The organism is Pseudomonas sp. SBT1-2 (genome assembly GCF_028640875.1).
GTDB lineage: Bacteria > Pseudomonadota > Gammaproteobacteria > Pseudomonadales > Pseudomonadaceae > Aquipseudomonas > Aquipseudomonas chlororaphis_I.
The window spans coordinates 26,103-52,500 of the sequence record NZ_JAQZAA010000075.1; the positions used below are offsets into that span (position 1 = coordinate 26,103).

16 protein-coding genes and 2 rRNA genes are annotated in these 26,398 nt (G+C 61.2%); 7 read left to right on the forward strand and 11 right to left on the reverse strand.

The genetic code is table 11. From position 1 onward, the window contains the following. Positions 1-294 precede the first annotated feature (294 nt). From PVZ78_RS12815 to PVZ78_RS12825, 3 genes are all read right to left on the reverse strand, one after another. Positions 295-861 (reverse strand): hypothetical protein, encoded by a 567-nt coding sequence (locus PVZ78_RS12815; RefSeq protein WP_028681603.1) that lies wholly within the window; start codon positions 859-861, stop codon positions 295-297. Positions 862-1,228: 367 nt separating this feature from the next. After that, positions 1,229-2,116 carry a 3-hydroxyisobutyrate dehydrogenase gene (mmsB, locus tag PVZ78_RS12820; RefSeq protein WP_009046854.1) on the reverse strand — a complete coding sequence of 296 codons (888 nt, stop codon included), beginning with the start codon at positions 2,114-2,116 and terminating at the stop codon, positions 1,229-1,231. 11 nt (positions 2,117-2,127) lie between these two features. Beyond that, the gene (locus tag PVZ78_RS12825) at positions 2,128-3,654 is read right to left on the reverse strand and encodes a CoA-acylating methylmalonate-semialdehyde dehydrogenase (protein ID WP_009046853.1); all 1,527 of its coding nucleotides are present in this window, start codon (positions 3,652-3,654) and stop codon (positions 2,128-2,130) included. A 153-nt stretch (positions 3,655-3,807) separates the two neighbouring features. Here PVZ78_RS12825 and PVZ78_RS12830 point away from each other — a divergent pair, with 153 nt between their 5' ends. From PVZ78_RS12830 to PVZ78_RS12840, 3 genes are all read left to right on the forward strand, one after another. After that, a complete protein-coding gene (locus PVZ78_RS12830; RefSeq protein WP_009046852.1) occupies positions 3,808-4,758 on the forward strand; it encodes a LysR family transcriptional regulator in 951 nt (316 codons plus the stop codon). Between the two features lie 180 nt (positions 4,759-4,938). Continuing rightward, positions 4,939-6,102: a polymorphic toxin type 44 domain-containing protein gene (locus PVZ78_RS12835; protein WP_273828763.1), complete on the forward strand. Its 1,164-nt coding sequence runs from the start codon at positions 4,939-4,941 to the stop codon at positions 6,100-6,102. Continuing rightward, positions 6,083-6,493: a hypothetical protein gene (locus PVZ78_RS12840; protein ID WP_273828764.1), complete on the forward strand. Its 411-nt coding sequence runs from the start codon at positions 6,083-6,085 to the stop codon at positions 6,491-6,493. Before PVZ78_RS12835 ends, PVZ78_RS12840 begins: the two co-directional genes overlap by 20 nt. Positions 6,494-6,593: 100 nt before the next feature. Here PVZ78_RS12840 and PVZ78_RS12845 read toward each other — a convergent pair whose 3' ends face one another. From PVZ78_RS12845 to PVZ78_RS12855, 3 genes are read right to left on the reverse strand one after another with little or no spacing between them, the layout of a single operon-like run. Then, complete coding sequence (locus PVZ78_RS12845) at positions 6,594-7,073, reverse strand: OmpA family protein (RefSeq protein ID WP_151263569.1); 480 nt, start codon at positions 7,071-7,073, stop codon at positions 6,594-6,596. Positions 7,074-7,101: 28 nt separating this feature from the next. Then, positions 7,102-8,370: a diguanylate cyclase domain-containing protein gene (locus PVZ78_RS12850; protein ID WP_009046849.1), complete on the reverse strand. Its 1,269-nt coding sequence runs from the start codon at positions 8,368-8,370 to the stop codon at positions 7,102-7,104. After that, on the reverse strand, positions 8,367-8,945 hold the full coding sequence (locus PVZ78_RS12855; protein ID WP_028681599.1) for a YfiR family protein: 579 nt from the start codon (positions 8,943-8,945) through the stop codon (positions 8,367-8,369). Before PVZ78_RS12855 ends, PVZ78_RS12850 begins: the two co-directional genes overlap by 4 nt. A 321-nt stretch (positions 8,946-9,266) precedes the next feature. Here PVZ78_RS12855 and PVZ78_RS12860 point away from each other — a divergent pair, with 321 nt between their 5' ends. The 4 genes from PVZ78_RS12860 (at position 9,267) to PVZ78_RS12875 (ending at position 13,670) form a co-directional block, all read left to right on the forward strand. Further along, positions 9,267-10,118: a sugar phosphate isomerase/epimerase family protein gene (locus PVZ78_RS12860; RefSeq protein WP_016704197.1), complete on the forward strand. Its 852-nt coding sequence runs from the start codon at positions 9,267-9,269 to the stop codon at positions 10,116-10,118. Positions 10,119-10,130: 12 nt separating this feature from the next. Continuing rightward, positions 10,131-11,189, forward strand: coding sequence for an isopenicillin N synthase family dioxygenase (locus PVZ78_RS12865; protein ID WP_273828765.1), 1,059 nt, complete (start codon positions 10,131-10,133; stop codon positions 11,187-11,189). Positions 11,190-11,232: 43 nt separating this feature from the next. After that, complete coding sequence (locus PVZ78_RS12870) at positions 11,233-12,030, forward strand: ABC transporter substrate-binding protein (protein WP_273828766.1); 798 nt, start codon at positions 11,233-11,235, stop codon at positions 12,028-12,030. 98 nt (positions 12,031-12,128) lie between these two features. Beyond that, a complete protein-coding gene (locus tag PVZ78_RS12875) occupies positions 12,129-13,670 on the forward strand; it encodes an amino acid ABC transporter permease/ATP-binding protein (RefSeq protein WP_273828767.1) in 1,542 nt (513 codons plus the stop codon). Between the two features lie 29 nt (positions 13,671-13,699). Here the strand turns inward: PVZ78_RS12875 and recD are convergent, their stop codons facing one another. From recD to PVZ78_RS12900, 5 genes are all read right to left on the reverse strand, one after another. Next, positions 13,700-15,775, reverse strand: a complete 2,076-nt coding sequence (gene recD / locus PVZ78_RS12880) for an exodeoxyribonuclease V subunit alpha (RefSeq protein ID WP_150085012.1) — start codon at positions 15,773-15,775, stop codon at positions 13,700-13,702. Beyond that, a complete protein-coding gene (gene recB / locus PVZ78_RS12885) occupies positions 15,772-19,464 on the reverse strand; it encodes an exodeoxyribonuclease V subunit beta (protein ID WP_273828768.1) in 3,693 nt (1,230 codons plus the stop codon). Before recB ends, recD begins: the two co-directional genes overlap by 4 nt. After that, positions 19,461-22,913 carry an exodeoxyribonuclease V subunit gamma gene (gene recC, locus PVZ78_RS12890; protein ID WP_273828769.1) on the reverse strand — a complete coding sequence of 1,151 codons (3,453 nt, stop codon included), beginning with the start codon at positions 22,911-22,913 and terminating at the stop codon, positions 19,461-19,463. Before recC ends, recB begins: the two co-directional genes overlap by 4 nt. 163 nt (positions 22,914-23,076) lie before the next feature. Then, positions 23,077-23,192, reverse strand: a 5S ribosomal RNA gene (gene rrf / locus PVZ78_RS12895). Between the two features lie 147 nt (positions 23,193-23,339). Beyond that, positions 23,340-26,231 (reverse strand): 23S ribosomal RNA (locus tag PVZ78_RS12900). Positions 26,232-26,398: the final 167 nt, after the last annotated feature.

Here is a 26,398-nt window from a genome sequence, read left to right on the forward strand (position 1 = left end):
AGAGGCGCTCATATCATTGAAGAGTGCCTCTTTTTTTATAAAAACACAGTAATAAGGCGCACGCCCGCCATGCACTTCCCGGCTTAATGATATTGGCCAACCAGAAGTTCACTCATCTCATGCCCAGCGAATACAGACAGCCCACTTAAACTTCCAACAAGCTTGCTTAAACAAAAAAACCAAGCAGACGACCCACACTTAAAACTTTAGAAACTCTATTAATCCAACGACTAAAAAGGGGACGTCTCAACGTCCCCTTTTGCACATCCCGGTGCCTGGTGGTGTATCGGGCACTTAGTCTTTGGCTTTCGAGATTTTCCATGAGCCGGTATTGCCGTCCCGATTCAGATAGGGGGTCGTCGATACCGCATATTTGACGCCCTCGCCACTGGCATGCCCACAGGTATCCAGGAACCCGCCGCGCACGTCGTTGTAGCCATTCAGGAAGTGCACGACATCCCCCTCCCTCACCTTGAAATCCTTGGGATCTGAGGTATCGGCGAAGATTCGCCAGTGCAGGGTATCCGCCGGCCGCGACTCCTTGAGGGCTGTGACCACGTTATAGATCGACGGTTTTGTCGCGTGGCCATTGGTGTCCAGATAGCCACCCTCGTTCTTGTAGAGGTTCCACAGCAGAATCACATCGCAACTTTCAACCTCGGTTCCTACTGCCTTGCCTGTCGCGGACTCGATGACCCAGGTGCCAGTACCCGGGCCGCGATGAGGAGTGGTTGCGGTGACTACGCCGTAAAGGCTGTTCGGGGCGGTCGCATGATTACAAGTATCGAGATAACCGCCATCCCAATTACTGTAACCATTCTTGATATGAACTTTGTCTCCGTATCTCAGAACATCTGCCATGGTCTATCTCCCTGATATAACCTTATATACATGCCATATCCATGACATGTCGTCATTCGACAGAGATGCTGTCGACACAAATCACCTTAGCTATCAATCCCGATACTGCCAGGGCATGTCTTATACATTGTCGCGATAAAGCCACTTGCGAATACTTCATCGCCTACTGTGCAGATATTACGGGCGATATTCGGCTGTAAGACTGTCATGAACCGATGAATTGATTTTTCTGAACAAGCGCAATTGCCGAGGACGGCGCACTCGATCCCGGCCTGTGCCAGCGGGCTACAGGGGAGCGAGGTCCATTGAAGTAAGAGAGATGGTAAAAAACCGGGAGCCCGCCCGACGCGGGCTCCCGGAAAAACCCCTATTGGGGCTTGCGATAGCTGTTGACGATAGCCGAGAAGTCCATGCCCCCTTCCCCGCGCTGGCTCATGGCCTGGTACAGCTGCTGCGCCACGGCGCCCAGCACTACCGGCTGATGCGCCTGGCGGGCGGCCTCGGTGGCCAGGCCCAGGTCCTTGAGCATCAGTTCGGCGCCGAAGCCGCCGGTGTAGCCGCGGGCGGCCGGTGCGGTTTCGATCACCCCGGGCCAGGGGTTGTAGGTGTCGGAACTCCAGCAGCGCCCGGTGGAGCTGTTGATGATGCCCGCCAGCACCTTGGTGTCGATGCCCAGGGCATCGCCCAGGGCCATGGCTTCGCTGACGCCGATCATCGAAATGCCCAGCAGCAGGTTGTTGCAGATCTTGGCGATCTGCCCGGTCCCCACCTCACCGCAGTGCACGATATTGCGGCCCATCTGCGCCAGCACCGGCTGCAGGGTGGCGAACAGTTCGGCACTGGCGCCGACCATGAAGGTCAGGGTGCCCGCCGCCGCGCCACCGGTGCCTCCGGACACCGGCGCGTCGGCCATGGCCACGCCTTGCTTGGCGGCGGCCGCGGCCACGTCGCGGGCGGTCTGCGGATCGATGGTGCTGCAATCCACCGCCGGTGTGCCATGGGCGATACCCGCCAGCACCCCGTCGTCGCCCAGCCAGACGCTGCGCACATGGGCCGCGGCCGGCAGCATGGTGATCACCAGCTCGCTGTCTTCGGCGGCAGCGCGCGGCGAGGTGCTGATACTGCCACCCAGTTCGGCCAGTTCGTTGAGCACGGCCTGGTTCAGGTCGAACAGGTTCAACTGATGCCCGGCCTTGAGCAGGTTGCGCGCCATGGGTGCGCCCATGTTGCCCAGACCGATGAATGCGATTTTCATGAGCCGACTCCTCAACGCAAATGGATGGTGGTGTTCACGCCATCGTTGACGCTGTCATCGTCGAACCAGCGACTGGTGACGGTCTTGGTCTGGGTATAGAACTGCACCACTTGTTTGCCATAGGGCCCCAGATCGCCCAGTTTGGAACCACGGGAACCGGTGAAGCTGAAGAACGGTACCGGCACCGGGATCGGGATGTTGATCCCGACCTGGCCGACATCGATTTCGCTCTGGAACTTGCGGGCCGCTGCGCCACTCTGGGTGAACAGGCCGGTGCCGTTGCCGAAGGGGTTGCTGTTGACCAGGGCGATGGCCTGGTCGAGGGTGTCCACTTCCAGCACCACCAGCACCGGGCCGAAGATTTCCTGAGTGTAGATCTGCATGTCGGTGGTCACCCCGGAGAACAGGGTCGGGCCGACGAAGTTGCCCTGCTCGAAACCCGGCACCTTGACGTCGCGACCGTCCAGCTCCAGCTTGGCGCCTTCCTTGATGCCACTTTCGATCAGGCTCAGCACACGCTCCTTGGCCCGCTTGGAAATCAGCGGCCCGACATCGGTGCCCGGCTCGCTGCCGGCATTCACCTTGAGCTTCTGCGCCAGCGCCTTGAGGTCCGGCAGCCATTGTTTCGCCGCGCCCACCAGGACCACCACCGAGGTGGCCATGCAACGCTGGCCGGCCGCGCCGAACCCGGCACCGACCAGGGCATTGAGCGCCTGTTCGCGATTGGCGTCGGGCAGCACCACGGCGTGGTTCTTCGCGCCCATCATCGACTGCACGCGCTTGCCGTGCTTGCCCGCCAGGTCGTAGACGTGAGTGCCCACCGCAGTGGAGCCGACGAACGACACCGCCTTGATGTGCGGGTGGGTGCACAGCTTGTCCACCACGTCCTTGCCGCCATGCACCACATTGAGCACGCCCGGCGGAATCCCGGCTTCCAGCGCCAGCTCCACCAGCAGCATGGTCGACAGCGGGTCCTGCTCCGAAGGCTTGAGGACGAAGGTGTTACCGCAGGCGATGGCCATCGGGAACATCCACAGCGGAATCATCGCCGGGAAGTTGAACGGGGTGATCCCGGCGCAGACGCCGATCGGCTGGCGCAGGGTGTAGGTATCGACGCCGCCGGCGACGTTCTCGGCGAACTCGCCCATCTGCAGGCTGCCGATCGAGCAGGCATGCTCGACCACTTCCAGGCCGCGGAAGATGTCGCCTTCGGCATCGGCGATGGTTTTGCCCTGTTCGGCGCTGAGCACCTGGGCAATGCGCTTGGAGTGTTCGCGGATCAGCGCCTGCAGCTTGAGCATGATGCGCATCCGCGCGCCGATCGGGGTCAGTTTCCAGGTCTGGAAGGCGCGCTGCGCGGCTTCGATGGCGGCGTCGACTTCATCCGCCGTGGCGAAAGGCACCTTGGCCAGCACCTGCTGGGTGGCCGGGTTGGTGATGTCGTGCCATTCGCTGGTCCGGGACTCGACCCACTGGCCGTCGATCAGCAGCTTGACCTGCTGCAAGGTGGTGCCGTCGGACTTGAGGGATGCGTTCATACGGGTCTCCTGACTTCTTGAGGTTCTTATGCAGGGAGCCAAGGCGTGGGACCGCCTTGAAATGAGGCGTGCGTCGCGAGTTGGTTGTCGGACTGTTTTTGGAGTATAGATGTGCAAACTTCTAATAAGAACGCACATAAAAGCCGGTCCATCATGCAAAAAAACATCACATCCCTCGGCTCGCTGAACTGGGACGACCTGAAGTTTTTCCTCGAAGTGGCCCGCACCCGCAAGGCCAGCAGCGCGGCCAAGCGCCTGGCGGTGGACTACACCACGGTGTCGCGGCGCATCGGCTCGCTGGAAGTCGCGCTGGGCACCCTGCTGTTCGAAAAGTCCCGGACCAACGGCTTTGTCCTGACCGCCGAGGGCCAGCGCCTGCTGGGTTATGCCGAGTCGATCGAAAGCACCCTGCACATGGCCTGCGAGCAGGTCTCGGGCTCGGGCGTGGCCCTGTCCGGCCATGTGCGCATGGGCTGCACCGAGGGTTTCGGCAGCTTTTTCATCACCCCGCAGCTGAGCCATTTCGTCGACGCCTACCCGGCGATCTCGGTGGACATCCTGCCGCTGCCGCACTTCATCAGCCTGTCCAAGCGCGAAGCCGATATCGTCATCGCCCTGGAGCGCCCGGAGCACGGCCCCTATGTCTGCTGCAAGCTCTGCGACTACCGCCTGCAGCTCTATGCGACCCAGGAATACCTCGACCAGCACCCACCGATCCGCCGCCCGGCGGACTTGAGCGAGCATCAATTCATCAGCTACGTGGACGACCTGGCGTTCAGCTCGGAGCTCTTGTACCTGGCCAATGTGCTGCCCGGCGCCAGCGCCAACCTGCGCAGCACCAGCGTGATCGCCCAGTACGTAGCGGCGCAGCAAGGGCGCTCGCTGGCGATCCTGCCGTGCTTCCTGGCCGCCCAGGACCCACGCCTGCTGCCAGTGCTGCCGGAGGAAATAGACATCACCCGACAGTTCTGGATGTACTGCCGCGAAGACCTGCGCAAGCTCAAACGGATCACCCTGCTGTGGGACTACATCCGCAATGTGACCGAACAGAATCAGGACCTGCTGATGGGGCAGAGCCGGGCGATGGTGTTTGCCGACTCATAGTCCTGCAGGAAGATCCGCTGGCCTTGCCAATGTTTTGCGACAGGGATTGATCGTAATTAGCAGCCCCGACAGACTCTCCAACCAAGTTCAGAATCGTCCTAAAGCCTTAGCCATCGCCACTTGCTAGGTTCGCGAAGCTCGACAAAGAGCCTCGCGGATCAGCTAATGCAAGGACGATAAATGCTTTCTTCTGCTCGCCTGGGCGACAAACACCTCTGCACTCTTCCCGGTCACGGCACGACACCTATTGCTTCTGCTTCTGGTGACATAGATATCAACTTCATGGGAGCAGCCCGAGTCGGTGACACTTGCGGTTGTGGCGCGGTCATCACCACGGGGTTTCCCTCGATCATCCTGAATGGCCGCCCTATGGCCCACTTAGGGAGCCCCACCAGTCACGGTGGGACGATCATCACCGGGTCAGGCGATGTCTTCGGTGGCTTTGTCATGGGACCCGCTCCGGGGGCTGCCATCATCAACTTCGCAGCACTCGGCGTGTTTCGCCCGGATGGCTCGGTGGACGATGAAAAGATGGCGACCTTGCTGGCCGACCCGAGGCTGATGGAGAAGGCTACCGCTGCAAATGCTTTGGTCGATCCCAATGCGGCCTCTAAGGCGCCCGAAGAGAAGCCAGAGCCGAACGATGGGCCAGAAGGCTGTACCCACCCGAACATGATGGAGAAGCTGGCGAGCTACATCGCAGATGAGATGAATAGCAACATCCACCACTCCTCCGTCTTGAAGATGAAAGAGCTGCTCAGCTATGACGTTGCGGAAGAGACCCGCAAGCAAATGGCCCTGCCGTGGTATGCCCAAGTCGGAAATACCAGCCCTCAAACTATCGACGCTTCAAACGTCGCGGCAGCTATGGCCCTTTGGACTGAACGAGTGGGCCAGGGTCGTGATTGGGACCACAAACCGAAGATTCATGCAAAATTTGGCAGGTATCGCCACAGGCAAGGCAAGTACGACTACTTCTACGATATTTGGTCGAACATTCACTACGGCTATGTTGGTATGGCTGGAGGACTCACTGAAGGCGTCCTTCTGGATGGTGCTGGGGTCGAGCAGATTGTTTCAGATCAATTACGACGGTGGGGAGAGCAGATAACCGTCGCCAAAGAAGAACAAAGGCTCAAAGGACCTAATGCCACAGAAGGCGTAGAAGGGATGCGCGCCTGGGACGACGTCCCGGATCGGATTTCAATTAGTATCGGCATGAAACTCTACAACGAGTATCCAAACGGGGGCATCACGGCAAAAATGATCATGGACGAAGTGCTTGCAGTTACACCGGAAGAATGGGGAGATGGCGCCAGTGTCCATGTCTGCGAAAAATATTAAAGCCCGATATGTTATTGGGGCGCTCGTTGTTTTCCCATTGTTGTTCTGGTACGTGGCGACCCCCGTCGTCCGTGTCCATTACTCTAAAGAAGGTACAGACGAACTTCGGCTAATCTGGAACACGCAGCACAGCATTCATAAAGAAGGAATGCTTCCAGGGCAAGCCACATATGACACCGGGCATATTTTCCCCAATGAGAAGTTCTTCATGAACTTCGACTGGTGGAATGAGAAGAGTCTGCGGAGATGCATAAACATCACGCCAAAATGGGGGAGTGCGATAGACATTTACCTTGATGGCGCAGGTCGCATCGACACTGTTAAAACCGCCCCGGATGTTATTGCTCGTTTGAAACGATGTGAAGGTGATTCTGATCCTTTCCGGTCCTAAAGTGCCCTACCAAGACCACCATGTGGGATTACATCCGCAGCGTGACTGAACAGAATCAGGGCCTGCTGATAGGGCAGACCCAGGCAATGGTGTTCGCCTATTAGTCGGCGATGACCACGATCGAGACGCGACGGTTTTCGGTACGCCCGGCCACCGTGCTATTGGAGGCTACCGGTTCGCTGCTGCCGAGGCCGCGCAGCTGGATGTTTTCTTCACGCATGCCCGTGGCCACCAGCACCTTGCTCACGCTTTTCGCCCGACGCAGGGACAGTTGCTGGTTATAGGTTTCCCTGCCGGAGGCATCGGTGTGGCCATCGACCCGGACCTTGTCGATGTGCACGCTGACCAGGGCCTTGCCGATGCGCTCGACGATCTCGGTACTGGCGGCATTCAGAGTCTCGATATCGCTGCCGAACAGCACCTTGCCTGACAGGCCGAAGGCCCAACCTTCATCCGTCAGCTCAAAGCCCTCCTGCTTGAGCACCGCCACTTGTTGCGGGGTCAGCCCCTTGGGCGGCACGCTCTGGCAGCCGGTCAATGAAAGCAGCGCCAGCAACAGGCCGGCGGTGAAAAGTCGCATGAAAGGTCGAGTCAATGAAAACAAAGAATTAGCTCCTGGATTGAACGTGAACGACGGGGGGCTCCGACCCCGCGGTGTGTTGCCCGCCTCGAGAGACACGCTTGGCCTGATACATCGCCGCATCGGCGGCGTTGAGCAGAGCACCCGGGGTGGTGCCATGATCAGGGTAGACGGCAATCCCGATACTGAGCGACGTCAGCACCGAAGTACTGCCTGGCAAGGCGATCGGCAGCTCCATGCTGGCGATGATTTTTTCGGCGATACGCTCGGCGTCCTCGATGCGGTGCAGCGGGGTCAGCAGAATGGCGAACTCGTCGCCCCCCAGGCGCGCCACCAGGTCTTCCTCGCGCAACTGCGCCCGCACCCGCGATGCCACCGCCATCAGCACCGCGTCGCCGGCGGCGTGACCGAAGTTGTCGTTGATGCCCTTGAAGCGGTCGCTGTCGAGAAACAGCACCGCAACCCGTTCATTGAGCTTGCTGGCGCTGCGCAGCGCGCGGATCAGCCGGCCCTCGAAAAACGCCCGGTTCGGCAACCCGGTCAGGCTGTCGTGGCTGGCCTGGTGGGCCAGGGTTTCGTTTTCACTCTGCAAATGGGTTTGCCAGGCCTCCAGCTCATCGAGCAAGGCATTGAAGTCGTTGCCCAGGTTGTCCAGCTCGGCAATCTTCGCCGGCGGTACCCGCACGTCGAATGCCCGCTCGCGGCGCGCGGCATGCGCCACATCGGCCAGGCTGCGCAGCGGCCCGGTAATGCCGCGCAACTGGCGGCGCGCCAGGTACAGCGCCACCCAGGCGCTCACCGCGATACACAGGACAATCCCCACCAACCCACTGAGCAGGAAGCGCAACAGGCTGCCGCCGTGCCCGGTCAAGGCAACACTGCCGATCTCCTGGCCCTGATACATGATCGGCACCGTGATGGGCTTCTCGAGAAAGGCGCGGGCGATCTGCATTTGCAGGTCGCTCAGCAAACCGGTTTCCGGACGCTCCCAGTGGGCCAGCACCCGGCCCCGGGCATCGAGCACCTGGGCCTCGGCCACTTCTTCGGTGGAGGCGATCAGGGCCAGGGCTTCGGTCGCCGCGGCGCTGTCGTTGAACACCACCGCCGCTTCGACCGTGTAGTTGATCGAACGCGCGATCAGGTGCAGGTTGTGATCGGCATACACCCGCAATGCCAACACCCCGAGCAGGGTCAGGGACAGGCTGGCCATGGAAATGGCCAGCAGGGCGACAATCAGATGCCCGCGGCCAATGACCGAACGCAAGGTAGGGCGAACAGGCGATTTGAAGAGACTCATGGCGCCGCCGGTCGACGACGGGAGAGTTGCAGCACGCTCGGATGAATCCGCACACCACTGCGGGCCACTGAATCCAGGTTGACCTCGAATGACACCTGGTTGTCTCTGACACGCAGGCAGAACAGACTGCCCACCGTGCACTGGTCGCCGCCTTCGCTGATGCTCAGCACCGGATGACCGGCCAGGGAAGTGAACAGGCGGGCACGCTGGTCATCGGTCAGCTTACCGATGTACACCGAGTCGCACTCGCTGACGATGGCTGGGTTGTCGGCCAGCAAGCGCCGCACCAGGACCGGGCGACCGGTGGCCTGGGTCGTGCCCTTGACCAGGTCGTCGGTGTATTCGGTCGGCCCCACCACGCACAGGCGCAGCTGTGCCGGCTCCACCGGCCAGCGCGCATAGCTGAGAATGCCCAGCACCACCTGAGTTACTGCCTTGGCGCGCTGGTCTGCCAGGCTGACAGCCGCAGGCTCGGGTTGCGCGACGGCAAAAGTGCTCAGCAGACAGACCAGGGTGGACAGCAATACCTGCCTCCAGCCCAAAAAGCGCTCTGTCGCCGAGACAGCCACGTTCATGCAGGGATTCTCTTTGATCGTCATACAATGATGCCGCAACGATAGCACAGCAGGGGAACCCCCCGCGAGGCTCCCAGGCATGGGTAGCAGGCTATTGGTTTAGAAAAAAATGAAGTAACGATTTGAGCCTTCCTATTCTTCATGCCTGCATCGCCTGCTTAAGATCGGCGCCAGAGAGTGAGCCATCCAGGCCCCCTCGGTGAGATCGGATCCGCAGAGATCCGGCTCAAGGAATGTCTTTTGCTACTGCCCAGTATCGCCGCCTCGGCCACACGCCGCTGCGGTGCCATGAGTAGCCCAAGACATCTTTGAGGTTAGCCGATGCAACTGGAAATATTCCGCACACTCTGGGGCTATACCGCCAGCAAGGCCCAGGCACTCGACGAACTGCTGGCCGCCGGCTTCGACGGTATGGAAGCCCGCCTGCCTTTGCAAGCTCGTGAACGCGGCGAATTCGGCACTTTCCTGCGGGACAATCGCCTCGGCTATATCTGCACCGTTTTCACCGCCTACGACGTCCTGCCCAAACAGTCGGCCACGTTCCAGGAACACCTGCTGGACCTGGACCGCAAACTCGCCTGGGCCGCCGAGCTGGCACCGCGCTTCGTCAATGTCCTGGCCGGCAACGATCGCTGGCCCCTGGCGCAACAAGTCGAGTTCTTCGGCCAGGCCATGGAACTGGCGCGCAAGCATGGCCAGTTCTGCAGCTTCGAGACTCACCGGGCCCGCTCGCTGTTCAACCCCTGGGTCACCCTGGAGCTGATCCGGCAATTGCCCGATCTGCGCTTCACCAGCGATATCAGCCACTGGGTCGTCACCTGCGAACGTCTGCTGGACGATCCTTTCGATGACCTGGCCCCCTTCGTCGAGCGCGTTCACCACATCCAGGCCCGGGTCGGTTATGACCAGGGGCCGCAAGTCCCGCACCCCGCCGCCCCGGAATATGCCCGTGAACTGGCGTTCCACCAGCAACACTGGGAGGCCGTCTGGCATTCGCAAAAGGCCCGTGGCTACCAGGTCAGCACCCTGACCCCGGAGTTCGGCGCCGACGGCTACCTGCATCACCTGCCCTTCACCAACGTGCCGGTGGCCGACCTCTGGTCGCTGAACCAGTGGATGGCCAGGACCGAGCGCGAACACTTCGACCGCTTCACCCACTCAACCCGTCCGTGAGGTTCTTGCGTCATGCCCGAGAAGATCGACAACACCCCGGCCAAGGCCAACTTCAAGCACATCCCGGTGGTGGACATCGCCGGCCTGTTCAGCATCGAGCTGGAACACCGGCTGGCCGTCGCCGAGCAGTTGGGAGCAGCCGCCAGCGAAGTGGGCTTTCTCTATATCACCAGCCATGGCATCGACCCACAGTTGATCGCCGATTTGCGTCAGGCCGCCAGGGACTATTTCGCCCAGCCCCTGGACACCAAGATGCAGCACTACATCGGCACCTCGAAAAGCCACAAGGGTTTCGTCCCCGAAGGCGAGGAGGTGTATTCCAAGGGCAAGCCGGATCACAAGGAGGCCTTCGACATCGGCTTCGAAGTACCGGCCGACGATCCCCTGGTCCTGGCCAACACGCCGCTGCTGGGGCCGAACGAATGGCCGGCGCTGCCCGGTTTCAAGGAGGCGGTACAGGCCTATTACGCGGCCATCTTCGCCCTCGGCAGGCGCCTGTTCAGCGGGTTTGCCCTGGCCCTGGGCCTGGAGGAAAACTACTTCGACGCCCTGGTCACCCGCCCGCCTTCCAAGCTGCGCCTGATCCACTACCCCTTCGATGACGCGGCCCTGGATGCCCCCGGCATCGGCGCCCACACCGACTACGAGTGCTTCACCATCCTGCTGGCCGACAAGCCGGGCCTGGAGGTGATGAACAACCTGGGCCAGTGGATCGACGCCCCGCCCATTGCCGACGCTTTCGTGGTGAACATCGGCGACATGCTGGAAGTGATGACCGCCGGCGCCTTTGTCGCCACCGCCCACCGGGTGCGCACGGTCAGCGAGGAGCGCTACTCGTTCCCGCTGTTCTACGCCTGCGACTTCCATACCCAGATCAAGCCTTTGCCACAGTTCGCCAAGGCCTCGGACGACTACGAGCAGATCGCCATCGGCGAACACATGTATGGCCAGGCCCTGCAGACCTATCAGTACCTGCGCAAACGCGTGGAGAACGGCGAGATCCGCTTGCCGGAAAAAGCCCGCAAGCCTTCGAGCTTCGGCCACCTGAAACATCAGTCGCAAGCGTCCTGACACCCCTTTCGCCCTTTGCTTCCATCCCCTGGAGAGACCCACGATGCTTAACAAAAACAACGTTGCTCGCCTGCCCCTGCTCACCGCCGGCCTGTTGTGCGCCACTGCCGGCCTGGCCTCGACCGCGACACCCGGCCAGTTGAAGATCGGCATGGAAATCACCTACCCGCCGTTCGAGTCCTATGACAGCGAGAAGAACGTGGTCGGCTCCGACCCGGAACTGGCCCACGCCCTGGCCAGGCATCTGAACGCCAAGGCCGAGTTCGTCGACACCAAGTTCCCCAGCCTGATCCTCGGCCTCAACGCCGGTCGCTACGACGCGATCATTTCCGGCATGTACATCACCCCGGAGCGGCAGACCCAGGCCATGACCATCGCCTATGCGAAAACCGGCGCGGCGATCATGGCGTCCAAGGACAGCGGCCTGAATCCGCAAACCCCTGAAGACCTGTGCGGCCTGAAAGTCGGCCTGGAACAGGGCACCACCTGGGTCGGCCAGTTGCAGAAGCTCTCCAGCGACTACTGCGTGCCGAACAACAAGGGTGCGATCAGCGTCAGCGAATACCCCTCGGCACCTGAAGTGACCCAGGCCCTGCTGTCGAAGAACATCCAGGCCCAGGTGGAAATCGCCGGCGCGGCGAAGATGATCGCCGAACGCACCAAGGGCCGGGTGGTCGTCACCAGCCAGCACCTGATCTATCAGCAGACCCTCGGCATCTTCGTCAAGAAAGGCAACGACGCCACCTACAAGGCGCTGCAGGAAGCCTTCGCCGAGAGCCGCAGGAACGGCGAATATGCCGCGATCCTCGGCAAATACAACCTCGAGCCCGTGACTGACTGACAAACCACTGCGGCGCACGGATGCGCCCGTGACCGGCCCCTGATCGAGCGCACGACGCCCGTCCTGATGCCGGCGATCCGAAGCCGCCTGAGGTATTTATGCAATTCGACTGGTCCTACTTCTTCTCCCTGTTTTCCCTGCCCAGCTTCTGGCACGCCAGCGTCACCGTGGTCCAGCTCAGCGCCCTGGCCTGGTTCATCGGCATGCTGCTGGGCTTTCTCCTGGCGTCGGCCAAACTCTCCAGCGCCGCCTGGCTCAGAACCCCGGCAGCGCTGTACATCTGGTTCTTTCGCAGCATCCCGCTGCTGGTGCTGGTGGTCTTCGTCTACAACCTGCCCCAGCTGTTTCCGGCCACCGGCTCGGTGCTGTCCAACCCCTTCTACTCGGGGCTGTTCGCCCTGGTGGTGACCGAAGCGGCGTACATGGCGGAAATCCACCGCGGCGGGCTGATCTCGGTGGCCAAGGGGCAGAAGGAAGCCGGTCGTGCGTTGGGGATCGGCCTGGTCGGCCTGCAACGGCTGATCGTCATCCCCCAGGCCTTCCGCATTTCCTTGCCGACCCTGATCAACGAGTACATCACCGTGGTCAAGCTGACCTCGCTGATCTCGGTGATCTCCCTGACCGAACTGCTCACCGTCGGCCAGCGCCTGTATGCGCAGAACTTCCTGGTGATGGAGACCCTGGCCGCGGTGGCGGTGTACTACGTGCTGATCGTCACCCTGTTCGCCTGGCTGCTGCAGCGCCTGGAACGCCATCTGGACCTGAACCTGCGCACGCCACAAACCCTGGACGACGCCGGCACCGAGCGGCTCCGGCAGCAGGCGCAACCGCTGCACGCCCGCCCGCGTCCAACAGCGGTGGCCGGCAGCGCCCCGGCCCTGCAGCTGCAAAACATCCACAAGCGCTACGGCGATCATCAGGTGCTCAAGGGCGTCGACCTGAACGTCGCCAGCGGCCAGGTGATTTCCATCATCGGTCCGTCCGGCTCGGGCAAGACCTCGCTGATCCGTACCATCAACGGCCTGGAGCGCATCGACCAGGGCGAGATCGTGCTGTTCGGCAACAGCTTCATCAGCGCCGGCGACAACCTCAACAGCCCACAGGTGCGCGAGGGCGTGCGACACATTGGCATGGTCTTCCAGAACTTCAATCTGTTCCCCCATCGCTGCATCCTCGACAACATCTGCCTGGCGCCGCGTTACCACGGCAGCAGCAAGGCCTTGAGCGAACAGCAGGCCTACGCCTTGCTGGACAAGGTCGGCCTGCTGGCCCACGCCCACAAGTACCCGCACCAGCTGTCCGGCGGCCAGCAGCAGCGCGTGGCGATTGCCCGGGCCCTGGCGATGGAGCCGCAGATCATGCTCTTCGACGAGCCGACCTCGGCCCTCGACCCGGAGCTGGTGGGCGATGTGTTGAATGTGATTCGCGACCTGGCCAGAGAAGGCATGACCCTGTTGATCGTCACCCACGAGATGGACTTCGCCCTGTCGATTTCCGATCGAGTGATCTTTATGGAGGGCGGCAATATCCAGCTGGACGCCAGCCCGCGGGCGATCCGCGAAGAAGAAGCCGGAGAGCGGGTCAGGCGCTTCATGGGGCTCGAGCAGCCCAGCGCAACGGCGCTGGCCGCGGCGCTCTGATCGTGTGCTGAGCGCCAGCGACTCGGCGCTCAACCCAGGTCGAGCATCAACCCGCTCAGGCGCTTGACCTTGCGCCGCACCGCCTCCTCGAACACCCCGGCCCGCGGCTCGATCAGGCTGAACCAGTCCTTGGCCCGGGTGATGCCGGTGTAGATCAGCTCCTTGGTCAGCACCGGGTTCAGCGCCTCGGGCAGGATCAGCGCGGTGTGGGCGAATTCCGAGCCCTGGGATTTGTGCACGGTCATGGCGTACACGGTTTCCACATCATTGAGCCGGCTCGGCAGCACGAAACGCACGCCACCCTGGCCGTCGTTGCGCGGGAAGGCCACCCGCAGCACCCGCCGCCCGTCCTGCGCGCCTTCGTGCTCGGGCAGCTTCAAGGCAATGCCGATATCGCCGTTCATCAGGCCCAGGCCGTAATCGTTGCGGGTCATCAGCACCGGACGACCTTCGTACCACTGCTGATCGCTCTCGATCAGCCGCGCCTTGAACAGGGCCGCGGTGATCCGCTGGTTCAAGCCCTCGACACCCCAAGGCCCCTTGCGCACCGCGCAGAGCAACTGGAACTGGTCGAAAGCCTGCAGCACATCGCGGGCCCAGGCGGTCCAGCGCGGATCTTCCAGCGCGGTATCGGCAGGCGGGCGCTGGCCGCGCAGCAGGCTCAGGTAATGCCGGTAACCCTGCGGCCCGTCACCGTGGCCCTCCAGCAGCAAGCGCTCCAGGGCGCGATCCTGCTCGCCCTTGAGGCTCAAGCCATACAGGTCGGCGTGGCTGCGGGCGGCCAACAGGCGGCGCGCTTCCTCGGCCTGCTGCTGGTTGACCCAGCGTGCCAGCTGGCCGATACCGCTGCCTTCGCCGAACCGCCGGGAGTGGCGCAGCATCACCACCTGCTGGGCCAGCGGGTGAGTACCGACGTTGTCTTCCTGCAGACCGCTGTCCGCCAATTGTTCGCCGCTGACGGCCTCTAGCCAGTTGCGGGTCTGCGGGCTGTACCAGCCGGCCTCGGCATCGCGGCACAGATCGCCAAGCACCGCACCGGCTTCCACCGAGGCCAATTGATCCTTGTCGCCGAGCAACACCAGGCGCGCGTGCACCGGCAACGCATCGAGCAGATTGGCCATCATCTCCAGGTCGATCATCGAGGCTTCGTCGACCACCAGCACATCCAGCGGCAAGCGGTTGCCGGCGTGATGGCGGAAGTGCCGGGTGCCCGGACGATTGCCCAGCAGCCGGTGCACCGTGGTCACGTCGCTGGGGATCTTCTCGCGCACGCTGTCATCGACCGACAGGGAACGCACTTGCAGGCTGATGGATTCGGTCAGGCGCGCCGCCGCCTTGCCGGTAGGCGCCGCGAGGCGGATACGCAAAGGCTTGCCGGCTTCGACAGCCGGCGCCTGGAGCAAGGCCAGCAGGCGCACCACGGTCGTGGTTTTACCGGTTCCCGGCCCGCCGGTAATGATGCTGAAGGCGCCACGGGTGGCCAGCGCACAGGCGAGTTTCTGCCAGTCGACCGGCCCCGTCGCCCTGGCCGCCCCGAACAGGCCGCCCAGGCGCTCGGCCAGGTCCTCGGGGGTTTCCTCCTGCACCGCCAGGCGCTGGCGCAAGGCATTGTCGATGCGCCGCTCATAGGCCCAGTAGCGACGCAGATACAGGCGTTTGCCCGACAACACCAAAGGCCGCTGGCGGGCCTGCTCGCTCTGGTCGGCCGCCAGCGCCACCAGGCGACTGGCCGCCAGGGCCTTGCACCAATGCGCCCCGTCCAGCGTCGCCAGCACCTGCGACGGCAGTACCGCCGCGGTGCTTTGCAGATCGCCTTCCGGCGGCAGGGACAGGGCGAAATCCGGCTCCTTGAGGGTTTCGAACAGATCCAGGCAGACATGACCGTGGCCCAGTTGATGGCTGGTCAAGGCAGCGGCCATCAGCACCAGCGGATCGCCTTGCGGCTCCAGTTCATGCAGGAAGCCTACAAAAGCCTTGTCCAGGGCGCGCAGCCAGCCGCGCTCGACCCAACGGTCGAGCAACAGCAGCAGATCGGCAGACCGAACCAGGGGCGCCAGGTCGGACTGGGGCTGGGGTTCCAGCGGCGTCAGCAGATCCTCGATCACAGCAATACTCCCTGTTCCCACGCCGGCTCGGCCCTGGGCTGCTCAGGTTTGCCCTGGAACAAGCGGTCCAGGCGCTCGATCAGCTCACGGGGTGGCCGGGTGAAAAACACGCCGCGGCTGGCCGAGCCCGTGCCGCGCAAGAACAGATACAGGGCGCCGCCCATGTGCCGGTCGTAATCGTAGTCCGCCAGACGTGCGCGCAACTGGCGATGCAGGGCCAGCAGGTACAGCACGTATTGCAGGTCGTAACGGTTGTCGAGAATCGATTGTTCCATGGCCTGCTCGGTATAGGCGGCGTCATCCACGCCCAGCCAGTTGGATTTGTAGTCGGCCACGTAATAGCGCCCTTCATGCTCGAAGGTCAGGTCGATAAAGCCCTTGAACATGCCGTTGAGCAGGACCGGTTCGGCGGTCACCCGCGGCACGCCTTGATGGGTGTACTGGCGCACCAGTTCGTCGAGCTTGAGCACGTCGACCTTGTGGCTGGCGAACCAGAATTCCATCTCGACCCGGTATTGGCTCAACTGCGCGAGCACCACCGGTGGCCGCCCCGCCCCGGCAGGCAAAGGCAGTTGCAACAGGTGCCGCAACCAATCGCTCAGGGTCCGAATCCAGCCTTCCCAACCGCGGCGATTACAGCGCCGGCCGATGGCATCCTCGATAGCAACGGGGTCGGCGACAAACCCCTCGTCACCGGCCCACTCCAGCAGGCCATGGAGGAAGGTCCCCGGGTTCGGTCCACGGGGGAAGCGATGGATATCCGCGCCGCTGGCCACGACTTCACGTGGGGCATCGGGGTCGAGGCGCTCGTCGTCGAAGAGTTTCTGCGCCTGCGGGCTTTCCGGCGCCTCGGTATTGCCGGCGCCCAAGCTGTCACTGATACGCAGGGCACTATAGGAAGCGATCCACCAGTTTTCCGCGGCGCGCCGCTTGGGAGCCAGGGGCGCCAACAGGGTGGCGTCGTTGCGTGGCGGATGGAAACGGCTGTCGGTGGCGCTGGGCATTTCCCCGACACTCATGGCCTCGCAGCCTTGCTGCAGGTCTTGCAGCCAGCGCGCCAGGCCACTGGACTCGTTCAACAGCGCACCGCCGCCCAACAGGTAACCCAAGGCAGAAAGGTGCAATACCGAGCTGTTGTGGTTGCCGCGCTTGAGGTCGGCGACACCCAGCCAGCAGGCATGCTGGGCACGGGTCAGAGCCACGTAGAGCAGGCGCAGGTCCTCGGCCAGACGCTCGTCGTCGGCCTGGGCGATCAGCTCCGGGGTCGGTCGCAGCGTCACCTGGGCCTTGCCCGATTCGTCGTGGTAATGCAGCGGCAGGCGACTGCCATCCACCGGCTTGGCCGAACAGATAAATGGCAGGAACACCAGCGGGTACTCCAGGCCCTTGGACTTGTGGATGGTCACCACCTTGACCAGCTGTTCGTCGCTTTCCAGACGCAGGATCTGTTCTTCGCCAGCCTGCCCGGACAGGGCCAGGTGCTCGGCCAGATGGCGGATCAGCGCTTGTTCGCCATCCAGTTCGGCAGCCGCCTGCTGCAACAGTTCGGACAAGTGCAGCAGGTTGGTCAGCACCCGTTCGCCATCGCTACGGGCGATCAACGCCTGGGGCAACTGGAAGTCATGCAGCAGGCGTCGCAGCATCGGCAGCACGCCCTGGGTGCGCCAGATCAGGCGATAACCGCGGAACTGCATGACCCGGCTTTCCCAGGCCAATTCGTCCTGGTTCAGGCGCTCCAGCTCCACCAGCGGCAGGTTCAGGGTGATGGAGGCCAGTGCGGCGCGCAGCGGGCGCTCGATATCCGGCTCGGCACAGGCCTTGAGCCAGGCCAGCAGGTCGTGGGCTTCCTGGGCGGCGAATACCGAGTCCTTGTCCGACAGGTACACGCTGCGCACTCCGCGCGCAGCCAGCTCACCACGCACGGCCTGAGCCTCCTTGCCATCGCGGACCAGAATGGCAATGTCCGCCGGTAGCAAGCCCTTGAAGGGCTGGCCGTCACGGGCGAAGCCCACGCTGGCCTGCTGCCCGCCGTTGAGCAAGGTGACGATTTCGCTGGCGCAGGCCGCCGCCAGTTGCTGCCGGTACAGCGCACCGGAAATGGCTTGCTCCGTGGGCAGGTGCCAGATATTCAGCGCCGGCACCACCTGCCCTTCTCTCTGTAACTGCTCTTTGCGCCCCTGGGATGCCACCGACAGGAACGGCACCGGGTTCTCTCCGTTTTTCTCCCGGAACAGGAACGCGCCGCGCCCTTGCTCACGGGATTCGGCACGCTCGAATACGTGGTTCACCGCCTTGACCATGGCATGGCTGGAACGGAAGTTGGTGCCCAGGGTATGCAAGCGGCCGCTGGTGGCCTGGCGAGCGCGCAGGTAGGTGTAAATGTCCGCGCCACGGAAGGCGTAGATCGCCTGCTTGGGGTCGCCGATCAGGAACAGGCCGGTCTCGGGATTGTTGTCCTCGATGCGGTAGATGCTTTCGAAGATCCGGTACTGCACCGGATCGGTGTCCTGGAATTCGTCGATCAGGGCTACCGGGAACTGCTCGCGAATCAGCGTCGCCAGCCGCTCGCCACCCTCGGCCTGCAACGCGGCGTCGAGGCGCAGCAGCATGTCGTCGAAGCCCATCTCGGCCCGCCGGCGCTTTTCCTCTTCGAAGCGTGCGCCGACCCAACGCGCGGCGTGTTGCAACACCGCGGCGTCGGGGCTCGGCAAGGCATCGAGCGCGGCCTTGAGCCCGACCATGGCCTCCAGTGCGGGATGATCCGGCGCATCGCCCTTCCAGGCCTCGGCCATGCCTTCGGGGGTCAGGCGGCTGAAGCCGGTGCCGATATCCAGTTGCTCTATGGCCTCGTCTTCGGCCCAGGCGGTGATCTTTTCGAACCAGGGCTCGAAGTAACGCGCCTGCATCTTGCGGCCATCGACCGCCTTGCTGGCGACGCCCTGCAAGCAGATCTCCCGCAGCTGCGCGGCCCATTGCAGCCAGGGTGCCTTGAGCTGCACCAGGGCGGCGCGTCGTTCCAAAAGACAAGCTTCGATCAGTTGAGCCGGAGTCTGCTCCTGATCCACTTCACGCTCGCTGCCAAACAGCGCACGCACCCTTGGCAGCAAGGCCGCGGGTCCACCCCAGTTGGCCCGTACCCAGTTCAGTGCATCGCCCTGCATCGGGTAGCAAAACAGGCGCCAGTAATCGCGCAGCACTTCACCCAGAAGATCGCTGTGGTCGGTTTCCAGGGTCTGGGTAAACAGGCTGCCGCTGTCGAACGCGTGCTCGCGCAACATGCGCTGGCACCAACTGTGGATGGTCGAGACCGCGGCCTCATCCATCCATTGCGCGGCGATATCCAGGCGGCTGGCGCAACCCGGCCATTGCTCGGCGGCGAACTGATCGCGCAACTCGGCAATCAGCGCGTCGGGCGCGGTGGTTTCCTCGCGGAAGAAGCGCGCAGCTTCAGCCAGGCGGGTGCGAATCCGTTCACGCAGCTCCTTGGTCGCCGCGTCGGTGAAGGTCACCACCAGAATCTGCGGTGGCAGCAACTCGCGACCGAACCCGGCCAGTTCGCCGCCGTGTCCCAGCACCAGGCGCAGGTAGAGCGCCGAGATGGTAAAAGTCTTGCCAGTACCGGCGCTGGCTTCGATCAGTTGGCTGCCCCGTAGCGGGAACGCCAGGGCCAAAGGTGCTTGCCGGGTCATGCGTCTGCCTCCCCATTGGCCGCGGAGCGCCAGGGCGCCTGCAACAGTGGGCGGTACAGCGCCTCAACCCAGCCGCTGAAGGTTTCATCGGCGATCAACGCGTTGTAGTCCGGGTACTGGCGCGCCAGGGCCGGGCTTTCCCGACGCTCGCCATCGCTGGTCTGGCCGTCGCCTTCATAAGCTTTGCGCGCCGCGGCTTCGGCCTTGCCCGGGTCGCTCTGGCCCAGCCAGGCAAAAGCGGTTTTCACGGCTACCGGCAGCGGCTGGCACATGCCCGCCTGCCAGGCCAGCAACAGATCGCCCAGGCTTTGCAGTGCCGATTCGCGATCCAGAGGTGGCAGCAATAAGGTGTCGTCGCTGGCCACCAGCGCGGTGGTCAAGACATAACCACTGGCACAGGCCACCAGGTGATTGACCCAAGGCCGGGTCAAGCGGTGCCACTTGCGGGTCTTGGCTGAGCCAATGCTGTTGGGGATGGTGGTGACCGACAGCAACCCACCATCGCTGCGTTGGTGCAGGCCGCTCAACCAGCCTTCGAGTTTCACCTCATTGAGTTCAAGGGTAATCGGCAGGGCGCTGGTGACGGGGATTGGCCATAACTCCAGCAATTGCCGATAGCGCATCAGCAGATCCGGCAAGGGCTCGATCAGTTCTCTTTGCAGGCTCTCGCCAAAACCGGCCATGGGCAGCAAGCCACTGGCCTGTAGCCGCTGCGCCTGGGCCTGCAAGGCCTGGTCCGGATCATCGGCACTGTTCAACGCCGCCTCCAGCAGGCTGTCGCTCAGGCTGTAGCGTTGCAACGCGTCGAGCACAAAAGGCTCTTCGTCGGCCAAGGGCGCGTCGGCCGCCTCGAAGAACACCTTGAGGCGCTGGCTGAAGAAGTGCCGCACCGGGTTGCGCAGGAAGTCCTGCAATTGCCCCAGACTTAAAGGCTCTTCCTGGACATAGGGCGCCAGAGGCTCGAGCGCTTGAGGAGACGCTTGGGTCTGGTGCAACAGCTGCCACTCACGGGCATAACTGAACAGTCCATCGCCCTCATGGAAATAGCGGGCACTGAAAGGTTGCAACGGATGCTCCTGGGTCATGGCGTGGAGCAGGTCGTCCTGGTCATTCGCCAGCTTCCAGCCACTGGCCAGGTGATCGCGCAACTGGCCGATCAGCACCGAAGCCGGGCGTTCGCTGTTGTCGCGAATGCTGCGACCGACCCAACTGACATACAACTGATCCCGCGCCGAAAGCAGCGCCTCCAGCAACAGGTAACGGTCGTCTTCACGCCGCGAACGGTCGCCGGGGCGGTAGTCGCTGCCCATCAGGTCGAAGTCCAGCGGCGGTTGTGCCCGCGGGTAGTCGCCGTCGTTCATCCCCAGCAGGCATACCAGCTTGAATGGAATCGCGCGCATCGGCATCAGCGTGCAGAAGTTCACCGCACCGGCCAGGAAGCGCTGGGACAAACGCCCCTGGTCCAGGCCGGCCAGCCAGGCCTCGCGGACCACAGTCAGCGGCAGCTCATCGCACAGGCCGACCGACTCGCAGGTTTCCAGCCAGGTTTCGCGCAAGTCTTCGAGTTGGCTCAGCAGGTAGTCGTCATGCTCGGTACTGGCCAGGAAGAACTGCTGTGTGAGGGCTTGCAGGCGCTCGCCCCACTGCGGCGGCGAAGCCGGCAAGGTGAGGTTCTGATACGCCGTCTCCAGTGCATCGAGCAAGGCCACCAGCGGCCCGATCAGTGCCGCGTCCAGGCCGCCGATTTCATCGTAAGGCTCGATTCCCTCACAGGCATCGGAGCGTCCCACGGCGTAGCCCAGCAACATGCGGCGCAGGCCGAAACGCCAGCTGTTCTGCTCCAGTTCTTCCGGCAGTCCCAGGTCGACCCGTTGTTCGGCGTTCATGCCCCAGCGGATGCCGGCACCTTCGATCCAGCGATGCAAGGTCGGCAGATCGGCTTCGTCTACACCAAAGCGGGCGCGTAATGCCGGGACATCCAGCAGGTCGAGGATTTCGCTGACGGGGAAACGGCTGTCCGGCAGCTTGAGCAGATGCTCCACGGCAATCAGCAATGGGTCGCGGCCACGCTGGCCCTGGTCTGTCAGGGTGAATGGAATGAAACGCCGATCGTCACGCTCCAGCTGACCGAAGACCGCGCGAATATGCGGCGCGTAACTGTCGATGTCCGGGACCATCACGATCACATCTCGCGGACGTAATTCGGGGTCCTCACTGAAGCGCGCGAGCAGTTGGTCGTGGAGAATTTCCACTTCGCGCTGGGCACTGTGGGCAATGTGAAAACGGATCGACTTGTCCTGTTGCAGATCGATCGCCGGCCATAATTGGCGAGTCTCCTCCAACGGGCGTAATTCGAGAATATCGTCCTGCAGCTGGTTCAGCAGGGTCTGCGGCTGGCTCTCGCTGAACAGGTCGATACGACCGTCGCGAAAGGCTGAGCGATAGCTGTTGGGATCGTCGTAGCTGTCGAGCAGGTTGATGTAGTCACGACCCTGTTTACCCCAGGCGGCGAGCAGCGGATGGGCATGCTGATGCAGGGTCTGTGGGTCTAGCACCGCGGGCATTCCCGCCTTGCGCGCCTGACGTTTGTATTGATGGCGCAACAGGTCCTTGTCGGCGACGATATCTGCCCAATGGTGACGACAGGGGTTGTGCACACACAGCAAAACCTGACTGAAGCGGGCCAATCCAGCCAGGGCTTCAAGGGCTTGTGCCGGCAGGGAGGAAATCCCGAAAACGATCACTCGCGAGGGCAACCCTTGTGGCGCCTTTTCCAGGTTGAGAATACGTTCGATGAAACGTTGGTGAACGCCGGCGCGACTCTGCGCCATACCCTCTTCCCCCACATCCAGCAACAACGCACGCCACAGTTCGGCCTGCCAGCAGTTGGCGGGGGTCAGGGCCTTGGGCTCGCCTCGAGCACTGCGCAGTTGGTGACGTCCTGCTGCCCAGTCTTCCAGCCAGTCGGCGCGATAAACCTGATATTGGTCGAACAGGTCAGCCAGGCGCTCGGCCAATTGATAGCGCTTGCGCAGATCCGTGTCGTGAGTAAGGAAACGTCGTAGCGGTTCGAAGTGCGGCTGATCGATCAGCTCGGGCAAGAGTCGCATCAGGCGCCATGTCAGCGGTGCTTTATCCAGCAGGGATTTGGGCGGGATTTCATCGCGTCCCAGCACCATGCGATAGAGCTGCCACATGAAACTGCCGGGAAGTTGCACGTCGATGGCGGCGGCGATGCCGCAGCCGCCCATGTCGTCTTCCTCGGGATCCTCAGCCAGTGCCAGCTTCAGCCATTGGGCAATGCCGTTGCTCTGGACCAGGGCGATCTCATTCTCCAGAGGCGCCAAGGGGTAACGCCGCATCCAGCTGACCACCAGGCTGCGCAACTCGTCCAGGCGGTTACCGTGAACCACCATAAAACCAGCGCTGAGGGACGTGGCGTCCGGCATAAGGGCTTCCTTGGAAAATGCAAAAGCTAGGGCCGAACCTTAGCACTGTCACGCAGCGGTGACAGCTGAGAGGACCAACATGAGTGTTGCGGGGGATGAGGCATTTTTTGTCGCACAAAAACAAAACCCCAATTGCTTTCGCAATTGGGGTTTCGGAATTTAATCTTGACGATGACCTACTCTCACATGGGGAAACCCCACACTACCATCGGCGATGCATCGTTTCACTTCTGAGTTCGGGATGGGATCAGGTGGTTCCAATGCTCTATGGTCGTCAAGAAATTCGGTGTGCCGACTCGTCTTTCGACGCTTCAGCAAATTGGGTATGTAATAGCTTTGTGGTGCTTTTGTGAGTAGTGCAAACTTTCGGTTCGTTTCGTCTTCACACACCGCAACTCGCTCTTAAGCAAATTGCTTGGGTGTTATATGGTCAAGCCTCACGGGCAATTAGTATTGGTTAGCTCAACGCCTCACAGCGCTTACACACCCAACCTATCAACGTCGTAGTCTTCGACGGCCCTTCAGGGAACTCAAGGTTCCAGTGAGATCTCATCTTGAGGCAAGTTTCCCGCTTAGATGCTTTCAGCGGTTATCTTTTCCGAACATAGCTACCCGGCAATGCCACTGGCGTGACAACCGGAACACCAGAGGTTCGTCCACTCCGGTCCTCTCGTACTAGGAGCAGCCCCTCTCAAATCTCAAACGTCCACGGCAGATAGGGACCGAACTGTCTCACGACGTTCTAAACCCAGCTCGCGTACCACTTTAAATGGCGAACAGCCATACCCTTGGGACCGGCTTCAGCCCCAGGATGTGATGAGCCGACATCGAGGTGCCAAACACCGCCGTCGATATGAACTCTTGGGCGGTATCAGCCTGTTATCCCCGGAGTACCTTTTATCCGTTGAGCGATGGCCCTTCCATACAGAACCACCGGATCACTAAGACCTACTTTCGTACCTGCTCGACGTGTCTGTCTCGCAGTCAAGCGCGCTTTTGCCTTTATACTCTACGACCGATTTCCGACCGGTCTGAGCGCACCTTCGTACTCCTCCGTTACTCTTTAGGAGGAGACCGCCCCAGTCAAACTACCCACCATACACTGTCCTCGATCCGGATAACGGACCTGAGTTAGAACCTCAAAGTTGCCAGGGTGGTATTTCAAGGATGGCTCCACGCGAACTGGCGTCCACGCTTCAAAGCCTCCCACCTATCCTACACAAGCAAATTCAAAGTCCAGTGCAAAGCTATAGTAAAGGTTCACGGGGTCTTTCCGTCTAGCCGCGGATACACTGCATCTTCACAGCGATTTCAATTTCACTGAGTCTCGGGTGGAGACAGCGCCGCCATCGTTACGCCATTCGTGCAGGTCGGAACTTACCCGACAAGGAATTTCGCTACCTTAGGACCGTTATAGTTACGGCCGCCGTTTACCGGGGCTTCGATCAAGAGCTTCGCGTTAGCTAACCCCATCAATTAACCTTCCGGCACCGGGCAGGCGTCACACCCTATACGTCCACTTTCGTGTTTGCAGAGTGCTGTGTTTTTAATAAACAGTCGCAGCGGCCTGGTATCTTCGACCGGCATGGGCTTACGGAGCAAGTCCTTCACCCTCACCGGCGCACCTTCTCCCGAAGTTACGGTGCCATTTTGCCTAGTTCCTTCACCCGAGTTCTCTCAAGCGCCTTGGTATTCTCTACCCAACCACCTGTGTCGGTTTGGGGTACGGTTCCTAGTTATCTGAAGCTTAGAAGCTTTTCTTGGAAGCATGGCATCAACCACTTCGTCACCTGAAAGGTAACTCGTCATCAGCTCTCGGCCTTAGAACCCCGGATTTACCTAAGATTCCAGCCTACCACCTTAAACTTGGACAACCAACGCCAAGCTGGCCTAGCCTTCTCCGTCCCTCCATCGCAATAACTAGAAGTACAGGAATATTAACCTGTTTTCCATCGACTACGCTTTTCAGCCTCGCCTTAGGGACCGACTAACCCTGCGTCGATTAACGTTGCGCAGGAAACCTTGGTCTTTCGGCGTGGGTGTTTTTCACACCCATTGTCGTTACTCATGTCAGCATTCGCACTTCTGATACCTCCAGCAAGCTTCTCAACTCACCTTCACAGGCTTACAGAACGCTCCTCTACCGCATCACTTACGTGATACCCGTAGCTTCGGTGTATGGTTTGAGCCCCGTTACATCTTCCGCGCAGGCCGACTCGACTAGTGAGCTATTACGCTTTCTTTAAAGGGTGGCTGCTTCTAAGCCAACCTCCTAGCTGTCTAAGCCTTCCCACATCGTTTCCCACTTAACCATAACTTTGGGACCTTAGCTGACGGTCTGGGTTGTTTCCCTTTTCACGACGGACGTTAGCACCCGCCGTGTGTCTCCCATGCTCGGCACTTGTAGGTATTCGGAGTTTGCATCGGTTTGGTAAGTCGGGATGACCCCCTAGCCGAAACAGTGCTCTACCCCCTACAGTGATACATGAGGCGCTACCTAAATAGCTTTCGAGGAGAACCAGCTATCTCCGAGCTTGATTAGCCTTTCACTCCGATCCACAGGTCATCCGCTAACTTTTCAACGGTAGTCGGTTCGGTCCTCCAGTCAGTGTTACCTAACCTTCAACCTGCCCATGGATAGATCGCCCGGTTTCGGGTCTATACCCAGCGACTAAACGCCCTATTAAGACTCGCTTTCGCTACGCCTCCCCTATTCGGTTAAGCTCGCCACTGAATATAAGTCGCTGACCCATTATACAAAAGGTACGCAGTCACAGAACAAAGTCTGCTCCCACTGCTTGTACGCATACGGTTTCAGGATCTATTTCACTCCCCTCTCCGGGGTTCTTTTCGCCTTTCCCTCACGGTACTAGTTCACTATCGGTCAGTCAGTAGTATTTAGCCTTGGAGGATGGTCCCCCCATATTCAGACAAAGTTTCTCGTGCTCCGTCCTACTCGATTTCATGACTAAGAGACTTTCGCGTACAGGGCTATCACCCACTATGGCCGCACTTTCCAGAGCGTTCCGCTAATCTCAAAGCCACTTAAGGGCTAGTCCCCGTTCGCTCGCCACTACTAAGGGAATCTCGGTTGATTTCTTTTCCTCAGGGTACTTAGATGTTTCAGTTCCCCTGGTTCGCCTCTTGCACCTATGTATTCAGTACAAGATAACCATCTTATGATGGCTGGGTTCCCCCATTCAGACATCTCCGGATCAAAGTCTGTTTGCCGACTCCCCGAAGCTTTTCGCAGGCTACCACGTCTTTCATCGCCTCTGACTGCCAAGGCATCCACCGTATGCGCTTCTTCACTTGACCATATAACCCCAAGCAATCTGGTTATACTGTGAAGACGACATTCGCCGAAAATTCGCGATTAAACTCACAAATTTTACCTTAGCCTGAATAAACACCAGTGAAAGTGCTATCCAGTCTATCTTTCTATCACATACCCAAATTTTTAAAGAACGATTCTGATAAAGATC